Annotated in this window: 13 protein-coding genes; 1 reads left to right on the forward strand and 12 read right to left on the reverse strand. The window is 53.1% G+C overall.

All coding sequences use genetic code 11. The annotated features are described in order from the left end of the window. Positions 1 to 4: 4 nt before the first annotated feature. The 9 genes from wcaF to OGY35_RS23720 all read right to left on the reverse strand — a co-directional run bounded on the left by wcaF (position 5) and on the right by OGY35_RS23720 (position 9,149). Positions 5 to 571 carry a colanic acid biosynthesis acetyltransferase WcaF gene (gene wcaF / locus OGY35_RS23680; protein ID WP_152403699.1) on the reverse strand — a complete coding sequence of 189 codons (567 nt, stop codon included), beginning with the start codon at positions 569 to 571 and terminating at the stop codon, positions 5 to 7. Positions 572 to 587: 16 nt separating this feature from the next. Further along, entirely contained in the window at positions 588 to 1,334 is a 747-nt protein-coding gene (gene wcaE / locus OGY35_RS23685; protein WP_152403697.1) for a colanic acid biosynthesis glycosyltransferase WcaE, read from the reverse strand. Between the two features lie 13 nt (positions 1,335 to 1,347). After that, the gene (gene wcaD / locus OGY35_RS23690; RefSeq protein ID WP_286633630.1) at positions 1,348 to 2,568 is read right to left on the reverse strand and encodes a colanic acid polymerase WcaD; all 1,221 of its coding nucleotides are present in this window, start codon (positions 2,566 to 2,568) and stop codon (positions 1,348 to 1,350) included. Further along, positions 2,543 to 3,760 carry a colanic acid biosynthesis glycosyltransferase WcaC gene (gene wcaC / locus OGY35_RS23695; protein ID WP_286633631.1) on the reverse strand — a complete coding sequence of 406 codons (1,218 nt, stop codon included), beginning with the start codon at positions 3,758 to 3,760 and terminating at the stop codon, positions 2,543 to 2,545. Before wcaC ends, wcaD begins: the two co-directional genes overlap by 26 nt. Further along, positions 3,757 to 4,245, reverse strand: coding sequence for a colanic acid biosynthesis acetyltransferase WcaB (gene wcaB / locus OGY35_RS23700; protein ID WP_286633632.1), 489 nt, complete (start codon positions 4,243 to 4,245; stop codon positions 3,757 to 3,759). The genes wcaC and wcaB overlap by 4 nt, the downstream gene beginning before the upstream one ends. Positions 4,246 to 4,247: 2 nt before the next feature. Continuing rightward, complete coding sequence (gene wcaA / locus OGY35_RS23705) at positions 4,248 to 5,090, reverse strand: colanic acid biosynthesis glycosyltransferase WcaA (protein ID WP_152403687.1); 843 nt, start codon at positions 5,088 to 5,090, stop codon at positions 4,248 to 4,250. Positions 5,091 to 5,398: 308 nt separating this feature from the next. Further along, on the reverse strand, positions 5,399 to 7,561 hold the full coding sequence (gene wzc, locus OGY35_RS23710) for a tyrosine-protein kinase Wzc (protein WP_286633633.1): 2,163 nt from the start codon (positions 7,559 to 7,561) through the stop codon (positions 5,399 to 5,401). Further along, positions 7,561 to 8,007 (reverse strand): low molecular weight protein-tyrosine-phosphatase Wzb, encoded by a 447-nt coding sequence (gene wzb / locus OGY35_RS23715; protein WP_152403683.1) that lies wholly within the window; start codon positions 8,005 to 8,007, stop codon positions 7,561 to 7,563. The genes wzc and wzb overlap by 1 nt, the downstream gene beginning before the upstream one ends. A gap of 5 nt (positions 8,008 to 8,012) precedes the next feature. Continuing rightward, positions 8,013 to 9,149, reverse strand: coding sequence for a polysaccharide export protein (locus tag OGY35_RS23720; RefSeq protein ID WP_152403681.1), 1,137 nt, complete (start codon positions 9,147 to 9,149; stop codon positions 8,013 to 8,015). 674 nt (positions 9,150 to 9,823) lie between these two features. Between OGY35_RS23720 and OGY35_RS23725 the strand changes: the two genes are divergently transcribed. Next, entirely contained in the window at positions 9,824 to 11,407 is a 1,584-nt protein-coding gene (locus OGY35_RS23725) for a TerC family protein (RefSeq protein WP_152403680.1), read from the forward strand. Positions 11,408 to 11,518: 111 nt separating this feature from the next. On the opposite strand, the gene asmA is transcribed toward OGY35_RS23725, so the two are convergent. The 3 genes from asmA to udk all read right to left on the reverse strand — a co-directional run bounded on the left by asmA (position 11,519) and on the right by udk (position 14,708). Then, positions 11,519 to 13,372 (reverse strand): outer membrane assembly protein AsmA, encoded by a 1,854-nt coding sequence (asmA, locus tag OGY35_RS23730; protein ID WP_286633635.1) that lies wholly within the window; start codon positions 13,370 to 13,372, stop codon positions 11,519 to 11,521. Between the two features lie 21 nt (positions 13,373 to 13,393). Beyond that, positions 13,394 to 13,975 (reverse strand): dCTP deaminase, encoded by a 582-nt coding sequence (gene dcd, locus OGY35_RS23735; RefSeq protein WP_043000174.1) that lies wholly within the window; start codon positions 13,973 to 13,975, stop codon positions 13,394 to 13,396. Positions 13,976 to 14,066: 91 nt separating this feature from the next. Further along, complete coding sequence (udk, locus tag OGY35_RS23740; protein WP_042318055.1) at positions 14,067 to 14,708, reverse strand: uridine kinase; 642 nt, start codon at positions 14,706 to 14,708, stop codon at positions 14,067 to 14,069. Positions 14,709 to 14,720 lie beyond the last annotated feature (12 nt).

A 14,720-nucleotide genomic window follows, 5' to 3' on the forward strand; every position in this document is an offset into this window, starting at 1 on the left:
CCTCTTAATTGATCCCATTAGGGTGTAACGTTGTAACGCGTTCACGCGTTGCCACTGCGGGATTGCCACGGCAAATCGTATTTGCCGGTAGCGATTTAAAAACACTGCTGCGCGCACCGACGACGGTGCCATCGCCTATCGTGACGCCTGGTGCCACGAACACATCCGTTGCCAGCCAGCATTTCTCGCCAATCACAATCGGGGTGGCATTAATATCAAAATGCGCACTTGCGTGATCGTGACTGCCGGTACACAAATAACTTTTCTGCGAAACCACCGCATGGGCGCCAATTGTAATATCGCCAAGCGTATATAAATTAACGTCATCCCCCACCCAGGCATAATCACCAATGGTTAATTTCCACGGATAGGTAATTTTCACTGACGGTCGAATGACTACGTTTTTTCCTATTTTTGCGCCAAACAGTCGGAGCAAAAAAGCGCGCCAGCGATACAACACTTGTGGCGACCAGGCAAATAATGTCGCCTGTACCGCCCACCACAACTGGACTTTGATTGCATTACCGCCCCGGAATCCTTTGGGTACGGTGAAACCACTCAGATCCTGCATATTGCATCCTTATATTTTACACTTTGTTATATAAGGCTTTCGTTTTACCCGTTGTACGTAAACGTAATAGTTTCGATAATTCAGCCCAAAAACCCGGCACGCGTAATATCTGACGCTGAACTTTTTTCGCGTCTTCGCATAATTCCAGATTATTCGTCGTTGACACGCCGCCCATTGAAAATTCGGACACCAGCCCGTCCAGTTTTTTAAAGTCATAGCCTTCTTTATACAATCTGGCGGCCAACGCATAATCGGATGACACTTTATATTGCAGGTCATAGCGCCAGACTTTCAGTCCTGCCAGCGGAAAAAAGATGGCCTGATGACTTGCCGGCAGGCTGTGATAAATATACCAACCGGGTTTCGCGCTACGTTTCGTTTTATGACCATCGCCAAAATCAAGCAGCGCGTCGCCGGTAATCATCACGTCATCTTTTTGTGTCTTGAGCTGACGGACAACGTGGGTAACATCCGGATGGAAAATATCGCCGGAGTTGAGGAACAGCGCGAACTTTCCACGCGCCATTTCAATGCCCTTGTTCATCGCATCATAGATGCCGTTATCCGGTTCGCTGACAAAGCGTAAGTGATAGTGACCACAGAGGTTTTGCAGAAATTCCTCTGTACCATCATTTGAGCCGCCATCCACCACGATCCACTCAAAGCTGATGTCACTCGCCTTCGCCAGATGCGCCAGAGACGCATGGGTTTTGGCGATGCCGTCCAGATTGCGAAACGCGACGGTGATAACACTGAGCAGCATAGGATTAACCTCATCATACTTTTGTAATATTCAGCGCTTTGCGCAAAATAAACGGACAAACAATTAAAAATGCATATTCCGGGCTAAATATTGAACCGGTAAAAAACAGCGACACCGGCGTAAAAAGATAAAGTTGCACCCGAAAATTCTGATTATCGCCAAATGCGTTTAACGTCATTTTAAAGATTTTCCACATGTACCACAGCGTCATTAACACCGCGAACCAGGAAAAATAAATAATCAGCAGATACAAACCATTGTCTATTGTTTTCCCAACATCTGCACCGTTAAAGATTCCGAATGATGCGACATATTCATAAAGTGAGCCAAATCTGACTACGCCATCAATATGGGTTAAAGAATAACCGACCATGACTAACGGGCCCACAATGCGATAATAAGAGGACGACCCTTCCGTGCCTAAATCTCCCAGACGCGTAGAGATATAAGGGAATGCAAATATCACCCCTACCAAAAATACGGTTAATGAGATTATCGCCAGCGGTAATTTTTTCTTTATCGCATCCTTATTCAGATACTGAAACGCCCATTCCAGCAGGTAAAACAGGATAAATGTCATTACCCCTGAAAACGATCCTGATAATATTATCCCTGCCAGAATCATAGCATCGGTTTTAGGCGTTTTGATACCAAACTGTTTGATACTGAGCCAAATTGAGATTAACGCCAGAGCAAAAAATGCCGGTTCGAAATAGAGCGCGGTGGTTCGCTTGCCGCCAAATTTAATAAAATTCAGTACATAGCTATTACTGTAAATTAGATACTTCGAAATGCCTTCCATCAGGCTGCTGCCGCCGGTCAGGATAATTTGCGCCATTTCCGCCGCGGCCAACATCACCACCAGCGCCACCACCAGATAGAAAAAACGCAGGATCTTACGGTAGTTATGCGGGGAAATGGTTTTGAAACGAATGCTCCAGACCATGCCGATAATGATCACGATATAGACAAACAGCATCGTCGACGTGACGTACTTGCTGGCGTCCAGCGACTGACCGAACAGATAGTTAAACGCCGTAAGCCCTGCCCCAATCCCTAACGCAATCATCAGCTTTTTAATGCTGATGCGCTCAACGAACAGCAGCAATAAAACGGGTAAAAAAGTGACAATGGTGATGGGGAAGCTTTCGCCCAGTTGGGCAATTTTGACGTTGACCAGCAGGTAGATCAGCGGCAGCAGCAGATAGCTACAGATTCTGATAGAACGAGACATATTCCTCCAGCATCTGTTGACCACTGTATGCAGCACGACTGCGCTCGCGAAATGCGCTGAGCGTGGTGCCAAAAACGGTCTGCGCGATCCCGGCCTTATCCATCTGCACCAGTTGTAGCACCTCTTCAGCCGCAAACGTTTTTCCGCCCGACTTATGCAGCACTTCTTGCGCCGCGTCGCTGTGGGTAGCGACCACCGGCACGCCTATCGACAACGCCTCGCATAAAATCAGCGGGTAATTGTCCACGCGGGAACTGAACACCAGCGCGTCCATCTGATTGAGCGCGCTCATCAGCTTGCGCTTGTCGGTTTCGAAGCCATGATTCACCACGTTCGCCCCGTCAAACGGCGAGAATTTGCCAAAGGTATGCAGCTCAACCTTATCGCCCAGTGCCATCATGTCGCGCACCAGACGCTGATTGGTTTTACCGTCGTAGCGCAGGTCATGAGCAACAATCGCAATTTTCGGTTTTCCCCGGGTCTCATTGACCGGGGACAACTCCGCCAGAATCGCTTCGGTCGCCACATCGATACCGTTATTAATAATGCGGCAACGCCCCGCGCCGTACAGACCGTTAAACGCGTCGGCAACGTGTTGGCTCGGAGAGATAAACTGACAGCCCAGCGCCAGCATCTGGCGGAACAATTGACGTTTTCCGTCGACCAGCGCATGAGCACGGTCAACCTTCACCGGCGGGTAATTATTCAGCGTCGGGCATTTCTGACAGCCGGATTTCCACCCCTCGCAGCCGTCGGTAAAGGCGCAACGCCCGGTCACACTCCAGTGGTCGTGCAGCGTCCAGACCAGCGTCACGTCCGGCTTGTGGTTTTTCACCTTTTCGCAGAACGCCACCACGTCAGCCAGATTCAGCCAGTAGCTGTGCAGAACGTGAAAGTGCAGCACCAGCGGACCCGGTGTGCGGGTCACGGTACGGTAGAGATTGTTCAGATTGCCAAACAGATCGCGATTGAACAGACGAAACAGGGCGATATTGGCTACCGACGTTAAACGTGGCGTCTGTTTGATGACATGGGAATAGTGACTATGGCTGACGCTCTTCTTCCCACCCTTGCCGTAGCCGTAGATAAATTGCGAAGCCAACCCTTTTTGCAGCGCACGCTGATGCAGATCTAATGCCACTCCAGCCGCACCGCCTTCCGCCAGTCGCACATTAAATTGCAGAATGTTCATTTAATTACCTTAACCCGGGCCTTCTCACCCACCACCAGCGCATTGTCCGGGATGCTGTCGAGCACCACGCTGCCTGCGCCAATGGTCACGTTATTACCGATGCGAATGTCACCCAGCAGGATAACGTTGGCCCCCAGCTCCACGCCGTTGCCAATCACCGGACAGGCCAGGCTGTCTGCTCCACGATTGCCGATAGTGACGCCATGACGAACCGTGAAATCATCACCGGCCACCACGTTTTTGTTGATCACCACGGCGTAACCGTGATGAATGGTGAAGCGCCGTCCGATGGTGGCCGCCGCCTGAATTTCATAACCGAACAGGCATTCGGTCATCAGCCGATACAGCACCAGCACCGGCGCTGCCCACAGATTGTTCAGCCCGTTTTTTTTGCGCCAGACGGAGCAGAAATGGGCCACCCGGTAGGCCAGCACCATGCAGCACGGACGCAGACTCCAGCTGTTCGCGCGGATATCCTCCAGCATGTTTATCGTCCTCGCAGTCCGTCCGCCAGACGCTTGCCGTTGCGCAGTGAGAACAGCGTCAGCAGCGTGCGCCAGGTCATGCGCTTGTTGCGGATCTGGTAGAGCGTAAACAGCTGATATTTCTTGCTGGCGCGGTCGAATTTGTCTTTGTGCTTGCGGTAAAAATGGAAGTAGCCGGAGAACTTCTTCGGCGACGAAGTGATCTGCATTTCGCCATGATTGATGTGCAGGATTTGCGTCGCCTCCTCCACCTTCCACGGCTCGCCGTACTCCACCACCATTCGCAGAAAAATGTCGTAATCCTGCGCGGCCTTCAGTTCGGTATCGAACAGGCACTCTTTGAAACGCCACGCCCACGTAAAGACCTGATTACCAATGATGTTGCGCTTGTAGAACAAGTGACGCGAGTAAGGGGATTTCGGATACAGCGGTAGGCTCGCCGGCTGAGAATAAACCTCGCCTTCGCAGACATAATCGTTGGCGTATAAAAATGCGTGGGTCACCAGCTGATGCTTGTGCGCAAGGAACACGCTCAGGCGGTTTGGCGTCCACTCGTCATCATCATCAATTCCGGTGATGTAATGCCCCTGCGCCTGGACGATGGCCTGATTACGCACCGCGCAGGCGCCAGAGTTGATCTCATTATGGGTGTAACGCACGCGGGGGTCGTTTAATCCCTCAACAAACTGTTGTAGCTGCTCATAGGAGGAGGAGCAATCATCAACAATGATCATCTCCCAGTGGGGATAATCCTGGCGCAGTACCGATTTAATCGCCCGAATGGCAAGCTGTTGCCGGTTCCAGGTTGGCATATAAATGGAAATCAATGGCTTGTCTGTTTTCATCTTCATTTCCCAGGAAATATTGCCGGAGGGCCGAACGTGTAGGCCGGATAAGGCGTTTACACCGCCATCCGGCAGCGATGCCCGATGACACAACGTGTAGGCCGGATAAGGCGTTTACGCCGTCATCCGGCAGCGATGCCTGACGGCGCAGCGTGTAGGCCGGATAAGGCGTTTACGCCGTCATCCGGCAGCGATGCCTGATGACGCAGCGTGTAGGCCGGATAAGGCGTTTACGCCGTCATCCGGCAGCGATGCTGATGACGCTTTGCTTATCAGGCCTACTCAATGAGCAGGCCACTCACGATTTATTATTTTGTGTCTGATTTATATTCGTACTCGTAGTACCCGTAGTCCTGGTACCCGGTGGCGCGACGGAAGATAGAGTTGAGGATCACCCCTTTCACCTGAATGCCGTTTTGCTCAAAGCGGCCCAGACTGGTTTCCACCTCTTTCAGGGTGTTGACGGCATAGCGGGCGACCATCAGCGTCGTACCGGCATGGCGTCCGACAATCGCGGCGTCGGTGACGGCCAGGATGGGCGGGGTATCTATAAGCACCAGATCGTAGTGGCTGCTCGCCCAGCGCAACAGCTCGCCTAAGCGATCGCTCATGAGCAGTTCAGACGGATTTGGCGGCACCTGACCACGCGGTACGAGGTCAAAGTTGGCAATGGACGTGGGTTTCGCACAGGAGGCAATATCCCCTTTGCCGACCAGAATCTCAGACAGGCCGTTGACGTTGTTGGTACCGAGCAGTTCGTGGGTATAGCCCTTGCGCATATCGCAGTCGATCAGCAGCACACGCTTGTTGGTCTGGCTGATCACCGCCGCCAGGTTGGCGCAGACAAAGGTTTTCCCGATGGACGGACTCACCCCGGTGAGCATCAGCACATTGTTTTGCGCCTGCATCATGGCGAAATGGAGGCTGGTACGCAGGCTGCGCACCGCTTCGATCGCCAGATCGGTCGGATTACCCACCGCCAGCAGTTGACTCTGTTTGTAACGCTTGACGCCCTTCACGGTCTTGACGTTATCCCGCGCTTTCTGCCATTCCGACAGCGGAATGCTGGCGTACACGCTGATGCCATTCTCTTCCAGCACCTGCGGGCTTTCGATACCGCGGTTGAGCAGTGAACGCAACAGCACGCCCACAATGGAAAGCATCAGGCCCAGGATGATGCTACCGAGAACGATCAGCGCTTTCTTTGGTTTCAACACGCCGGGCTGAGCAATGGCCGGGTCAACGATCCGCACGTCCCCCACGGTGCTGGCCTCGGTTATCTTCAGCTCCTGCTGTTTGTTCAGCAACTGCATGTAAACCTGCTGGCCGGACTCTACATCACGCGTCAGACGCACAATCTCCTGCTGCGTTTTCGGCATCGCCGTCACACGTCCGTTCAGTTTGGCTTTTTCATCTTCCAGCGCCTGACGTTTTTCCAGCAGCGTGCGGTACGCCGGGTGTGCTTTGGTGAAGAGCTTGGAAATTTCCGCCTCTTTAAAGGTCAGTTCGTTGAGCTGCGCGTCGATGTTAACCATCGAGTCCAGCACCGCTTTGGCCTCCAGCGGTAAGTCGACGGAGTCTTTATCCTGACGGAAGGCATTGAGTTTATTTTCCGCCACGTCCAGATGGTTTCGCACCTCCGGCAACTGTTTCGCCAGGAAGGCCAGGCTTTTCGCCGCCTCTTCCGATTTGCGCTCAACGTTCTGTTCCAGATAGTTGCGAGTAATGCTGTTGAGGATGTCACGGATCTGTTCGCGATCCTCACCGGTAAAGCTCAGGCTAAGCACCCCAGTATCCTTGCCGTTTTCCGTCACCGTCAGGTTATTTTGCAGATTATTGATCATCCCCAGAGTGGAGAATTTGGTGACGGTAAATTCGGTATCCGGGCGGGCGTGAATTTCACTGACCACCATCGTGACTCCGTCTTTACTAAGCGTCTGACCAGTCTGTCCGTGCGCGCTGAAACCACCGTCGCTGTACAGCTCATAACGTTTATCGTTCAGTACTTTCAGGGTGAAGGTCTGTTCGTTCATCCCTTTCGGCAGGGTAAAGGTGGTGACTTTCGCCGATTCATTCTGGCGCCCCATCAGCCGTTCCCAGCCCGCACCAAACAGCGGGAAAGTGTTCTTAGTAACCGAAATATCCAGATCCAGATCGTCTACCGTTTTGCCTAATACCAGACGCGACTGGATCAATTGAATTTCCGCTTCGGAGGCCGGCGGTTTATTGGATAACGCAGAGCCAATATCTTGCACCAGTGAGTTGCCGGTGTTTTGTTCAATCTGTACCAGCGCATCTGCACTGTAGATAGGCGTAGCGAAAAGCGTGTAAATCACCGCGCATAGCGCAAAGACCGCCGTAATGCCCAGCACCCACCAGCGTGCTTCAATGACGGTTCCCACCAGGCGACCGATATCAATCTCATCGTTGCCCGTTACCGGAGCGGCAGACTGTTTTACTGTTTCTGTCATTATTTTACCTGCTCTGCGTTCAATGCCTGCGCCCACTGGCGAGCAGACCGTTCAAGTAATGCGTACACCGCTTCAAACGCCTCGCGGCTTTTGCGATAGGGGTCGGGAATGTCGCGCTCGTTATCCCAGTGACCGAAAAGCATGACCTTGCCACGCATCTCGGGCGCCATTTCGTGCAGAGAGGCGATATGCCTTTTTTCCATCGCCAGGATCAGGTCATAGTCCCGGCACAGTCGTCCGGTAACCTGCCGCGCGCAGTGCCCTTCGAGAGAAAGTGCATGGCTGGCTGCGACGTTCACCGCCGAGGCATCAGCGCCTTTTCCCACCAGCGCCCCCAGACCGGCGGATTCCACTGTAATCTGCGGGTGATACTGTCTGAGCAGGCGCTCTGCCGTTGGGGAACGGCAAATGTTCCCCACGCAAACCACTAATATTTTGTTAAACATGACGATTACCAGTTATGAAGGTCGCTGGCCGTATCCGTCATGTAACGGACACCGCTGATGGTCGGCAGCAACTGATTGATCAGACGGTTCCAGCGCGCAACCGGTGCGGTCGTGACATACACCACGTCATACGGTTGTAGACGGAATTCCGTCGCCATGACCAGAGAGGTCGCATCAGACATATCGAGCTGATAAATGTTGGCAATCTTGCCGCCCGGGCCTTTGCCTTTCAGCGGACGGATCACGAAGATGCCGCTGGCGTTGGAGGTGGTCATATCGATACCTTCGGCATTACCCAGTGCTTCGGTCAGCGTCATGCCGCTGAAGTCCATCTTGAGAGTGCTCTGTTTTTTCACTTCACCCATCACGAACACTTTCAGATCGTCATTACGCGGCACATAGAGGATGTCCCCCGGATAGAGCAGACGGTTCTGGCTGAGATCGCCGTTTTGCATCAGCGCCTGCAGTGAAATGCGTTGTTCTTTACCCTCGTGCGTTAGCACCACGTTGCGCCAGTCGGCCACTTCCGTCAGGCCACCGGCGGCGTTAATCGCGTCCAGCACGGTCAGCGGCACGTTGGTGATCGCCTGCTGTCCGGATTTGTTCACTTGCCCGGAGATGTAAGCTTTTTGCGAACGGAAAGCGGCGATATTAACGTCCACCTGCGGGTCAGCAATGTACTTCGCTAAGCGCCCGGTAATATCACTGCGGATTTCTGCCAACGTTTTTCCGACCACGCTAACCTTGCCGATGTAGGGATAAAACATGGTGCCATCGGGCTGAACCCAGTTGCCAGTATCGCTGGAGCTACGGTATTGCCCAGCAGGCGTGGTGAGTTCCGGGTGATCCCAGACGGTCACACTCAGCACATCCCCCGCGCCAACGCGGTACTGATAGCTGGCGAGTTCCTGGTCCAGCGACATATTCGGTTGGGCGACGTTAGGGCGAGGACGTAATTGTTCAACCAGTCGCGGAGTGAGTGGATACACGTTCACCATCCGATCGAGATCAAAATCAGCGTCTTGCTGTTTAATCACGTCTTTACCCATCGTAGACATATTGCTGCCCGGAAGTACTGTGCAACCGCTTATCAAGGTTACCGACACCAATAATGGCATCAATTTCATTTTGGATTTCATCATTGATTATTTATCACTTTGGCAGAGTAATTATCCTGTGCAATTTAAATAGCGACTTCGCCGTACACATTTACATTGCAGTTAATTGAAAAGAAATTTAACTGGCATCAGTCCTAAAAAAATTGAATTCATCCGTAAGCTATTGACAGAATAATGCAGACTCGTCATCAGGCGTTCAGGCACGCTACCGCCCCTGGCTTTTTAGCTACCAATACACTGATTAGGTTATGTTTTTCAAGCCTCGTCATTTCGTGATTTGCCGCAACAGAGAAATACGTAAGGCATTCTGAATGTCAGCCATTAATGAAACGGGATCCAACTTAATATATTTACTCTTCCATCATTAACGCTGGAAGAATTGTTACAGCTAACGTAATTGCAGGCAAGGTAACAAGCCTGCTATTCTTTGTTTTTAAGATTAATATTAAGCGATATATTGACCTGTTTTTAGGAATTACTTGAGGTTGACAGAATCTATTTTCTCAATTAACCCTGCGATATTTCCTAAATAGTTCTTAGCTTTTTTAATTATTCCCGACAGAAACTTTAGGGTTATTTTCAGTACAGTCAGTAAGATGAATACGCGAGAAATCCCTTCTCGCCATTGCATTTTCCGTCCGCTTTATCCATGATCGAATTGTGACAATTGTCATATAACGAAAGGTTTTACGTTTACTATGGAATGGATCGCCGATCCGTCAATCTGGGCGGGACTGGTCACGCTGGTCGTGATCGAATTAGTCCTCGGCATTGATAACTTAGTCTTTATTGCCATCCTCGCAGAAAAACTGCCACCTGCGCAGCGTGACCGTGCGCGCGTCACCGGGCTTATCCTGGCAATGCTGATGCGCCTGTTGCTGCTGGCATCGATCTCGTGGCTGGTCACGCTGACAAAACCGCTGTTTAGCGTGCAGGGGTTGAGCTTCAGCGCCCGCGATTTGATTATGCTGTTTGGTGGCTTCTTTTTGCTGTTTAAAGCCACGATGGAGCTGAACGAACGACTCGAAGGGAAGGACAGCGACAACCCCACCCAGCGCAAAGGGGCGAAATTCTGGGGCGTGGTGGCGCAAATTGTGGTGCTGGACGCCATCTTCTCGCTCGACTCAGTGATCACGGCTGTCGGTATGGTGGATCACCTGGCGGTGATGATGGCGGCGGTGATTATTGCCATCAGCCTGATGCTGCTGGCAAGTAAGTCACTCACCCGCTTTGTGAACAGCCACCCGACCATTGTCATCCTCTGTCTCAGTTTCCTGCTGATGATCGGCTTCAGCCTGGTAGCGGAAGGCTTCGGCTTCCGGATCCCGAAAGGGTATCTGTACGCCGCAATTGGCTTCTCGGTGATGATCGAAGCGCTTAACCAGTTGGCTATCTTCAACCGCCGTCGTTTCCTGTCGGCCAATCACACGCTGCGCCAGCGTACGACCGAGGCGGTAATGCGCCTGCTGAGTGGGCAGAAAGAAGAAGCCGAACTGGATGCGGAAACCGCCTCGATGCTGGTTGACCATGACGACAGCCAGATTTTCAACCCGCAGGAACGTCGGATGATTGAGCGCGTACTCAACCTCAATCAGCGTACCGTCAGCAGTATTATGACCTCGCGTCACGACATCGAGCATATCGACCTCACCGCACCGGAAGAGGAGATTCGCGCCCTGCTGGAAAAAAACCAGCACACGCGTCTGGTGGTGACCGGCGGTCATGATGAAGAAGATCTGCTCGGCGTGGTGCACGTTATTGATCTGCTGCAACAGTCGCTGCGCGGTGAGCCGCTCAACCTGCGGGTATTGATTCGCCAGCCGCTGGTGTTCCCGGAGACGCTGCCGCTGCTTCCGGCGCTGGAGCAGTTCCGCAACGCGCGGACGCACTTTGCCTTTGTTGTGGATGAATTTGGTTCGGTAGAAGGGATCGTAACGCTGAGTGACGTCACGGAAACCATCGCCGGTAATCTGCCGAACGAGGCACAAGAGATCGATGCCCGCCATGATATCCAGAAAAACCCGGACGGCTCGTGGACCGCAAACGGCCATATGCCGCTGGAGGACCTGGTGCAATATGTCCCGCTGCCGCTCGATGACAAACGGGAATACCACACTATTGCGGGCCTGCTGATGGAAGAATTGCAGCGCGTGCCGAAGCCGGGGGAAGAGGTTCAGGTGGGCGATTATCTGCTCAAGACGCTACAGGTAGAAAGCCATCGCGTGCAGAAAGTGCAGTTAATTCCATTGCGCAACAATGATGAGATGGATTACGAGGTTTAACGTTAAAGGATGCCGGATGAGCGTTAGCCCTATCCGGCATTTCCCGCCGAATCAGTTTGTAGGCCGGATAAGACGCACAGCGACGCCATCCGGCACACACGCCCTGCCGAATCAGAGTTTATCCAGCAGCTTCTTCACGTCTTTGCCGTTGCGGGAATCTTTATTGCGATCCGCCCAGTCGTTCAGGCGACGCTTCGCTTCATCCTGCATATGCTTACGCAGTAGCTGATCAACCTGCAGATTGTAATTCAGCGCCTGCCAGTTACCGTAGACCCGCAGCGGAACCGGGGTTGCCTTCAGGAAATCGATCAGCTTGCCCTCGCCCTTCCAGCCGTCCAGAACCCGCACGTTAAACTGCGTATCACAGGTTTGTCCGACCAGGTCGAGCGTCCCCTGGCCCGTCAGGCTCAGCATCGTGGATTCCCCTTCCATGTTATCCAGCATCAGCTTACCGCTATCCAGCGTCAGGTCCGTGACAAAGCGCGCCAGACGAGTTGCGTTATCGAAGTTTTGCATCGACTGTACATCGCCGCCGCTGCGTTCTACGGCCTGCTGAATCAACTGCTGGAAGTTCATGCCGTCCATCCGCGTGTCGCGCATGTCAACATGGGCTTTCCCCTGCCAGCTATGGCGGAATGACTGCGCATCGATATCCGCACCAGAGAAATCACCCGCCAGCGACATCTTGCCGGTCAGGGCTATCGGGTAATTGAATGCCTTAAGGATCGTGCCGATTTCGACCTCGTCCAGACGCGGCTGGAACACCACTTGCGGGGTTTGCGCACGCGTATCCAGCGTCCCCGGCAGCGATATCGTTCCGCCGTCGAGCTTGCCTTGCAGTTCGGCAATCGTCAGCACGTCAGACTGATTTGTCATGCGGCTACTGACGTCGGTAAAATTCATCCCACGCCAGATAACGGTATCCGCTTTCAGCGCGATATCCGCACTAAAGCCTTTCAGCCCCTGATAAGCAGGTTCATCCACACGACTTGAAATCACCGGACGCGCCAGCGGCGGCTGACTGCCCCCTTGCTCCGCCGAACCGTTAGTACTGCTGGCGTTCTCAGGTGGGGCTAACAGGTTATCCAGATTCAATCGGGCAAATTGCAGATTGACGAGCCACGCCGGTTGTTCACTCAGCGTCACCTGCACGTTTCCGGTTAGCGCGCTGTCGTTCGCCGTCACATTGAGCTGGCTGAAGGTGAGCGTTTTTTTCTCTTCCTGCCACTGCGCCTGCAGTTGTCCCTGCCCCTGGATGCCCTGCTTCGGCAGATCGGCGCCCTGCAATTGCCAGCTTAACTGCTGAATACCGGCGGTTAAATTATGTGGATAATCGGAGGCGTCAACGGTTCCGTTGAGGGCAAGGGTAAGGTCGCGCTGGTCGCGATTCACACGTCCGGAAAATTCGAAAGAACCGCGATGCTGCGCGTCCTGCTCCATCTCCAGACGAATATCGCGAACGGTGACCTGCTCATCATTTTCATGCTGAAAGACCAGCACGCTGTCCGCCACGCGCAGACTGGCAACATCAAACGACCAGCCGCGATCTTCGGCGACGTCGGGCAAGGTGTTGTCTCTCGGTGCCACCGGCGCGTTTGCGCGGCGTACCGCTTCCGTTTGCGGCGTCAGCTGAATCACTGCGCCTTTGAGCATCACCTGTTTGACACTGAGCTGATGGCTCAGCAGCGGCCACAGTGCGACGTCCAGACGCATGTTATCCGCGCGAATCAGAGGCTCACTGGCCCCTTGCGCCGTTAATACCATGCGCCCAGAGAGGATGCTGAGCTGCGGCCAGACGTGCCAGCGCAGTGGGCCGTCCAGTTGCAGTTGATAACCGCTGCGCGCGGCCACCTGTTGCACCATATAGGCACGAAAATCATTCGGATTGACTAGCAATACTAACGCAGAGAAGCCGGCCACCAGCACGACCAGCAAAATCATCAGCGTCGTCAGAAATCGTCTCATGCTATCCTCAATGGATTAGACTCAGTCTTTATCAATCCGGCTGGCGACAGCACCCTGCTGATCGCGATACTTCGCATCTTCACGACGGTTGTACGGTCGAAGCGCAGGCCCAGAAAGCGGCTCGAAGCTCAACGCGCCGATCAGCATTCCCGGGCGCAGCGCCAACGGTAATTTACCGGAATTATAGAATTCCAGCACAATACAGCCGGACCAGCCCGGATCGATACGGTGCGCGGTCACATGGACCATCAAACCGAGGCGCGCCAGTGAAGAGCGGCCATCCAGCCAACCCACCAGATCCGCCGGCAAAGTCACCGACTCATAGGTCACCGCCAGCGCCAGTTCACCCGGATGCAGGTAAAATGCGTCACCTTCGGCCAGTACGATCTCGTCGCTCATCACGCGATCCAGCGCGGCGCTCACTTCCGCTTTTGGCCCGCTGAGATCGATAAAAGCAGCGGTATGTCCACTAAATGTACGAAATTTATTGCCCAGGCGCACATCCACCGTCGCACCATTAATGCGCTCAACGGGCGGACGCGGGTTGATCGACAAACGGCCTTCATCAAGCCAGGCTTCAATATCTCGGTCACACAGACGCATGGCACTTTCTCCTTTCGTGCATCGGGCACTTAACGCATTGTGCATTAAGGGCAAACCAGGTTATCACTGAACGGTACACAATTCGCCGGGCTTATTCAAAGAACTGACTGATTTTCGCTTTCAGAATATCGATAGCGATGCGATTTTTCCCACCACGCGGCACGATAATATCAGCGTACTGTTTAGACGGTTCAATAAATTGCAGGAACATCGGACGCACGGTCTTCTGATACTGCGCCATCACGGAATCCATCGAACGACCGCGTTCATTAACATCACGTTTGATACGGCGCATCAGACAGATATCCAGCGGGGTATCGACAAAAATGGAGAAGTTCATCTCTTCGCGCAGGCGCGCGTCGGTCAGTAGCAAAATCCCTTCAAGAATGATGACTTTCTTGGGTTCAACGCGAACCGTCTCTTTCATGCGGGTATGTTCAACATAGCTGTAAACCGGCAACTCGATCGCCGAACCCCGTTTAAGGGCCTGCAGGTGCTGAAACAGCAGACTGTGATCCATCGCGTTCGGATGGTCGTAGTTGGTTTTGACGCGTTCTTCCATCGACAGATGGCTTTGATCTTTGTAATAGCTGTCTTCGGGAATAACGCCGATATGTTCGTCACCGACTTGTTCACGCAACTCGCGATAAAGGGTACTGGCAATAAGACTCTTGCCGGAAGCCGATGCGCCAGCGATACCGATAATGACGCACTGATGAGACTGATCAGTCATAAATTTAGCGAC

Origin of the sequence: Citrobacter sp. Ct235 (assembly GCF_030332305.1) — a bacterium.
Taxonomy (GTDB): Bacteria; Pseudomonadota; Gammaproteobacteria; order Enterobacterales; family Enterobacteriaceae; genus Citrobacter_A; species Citrobacter_A telavivensis.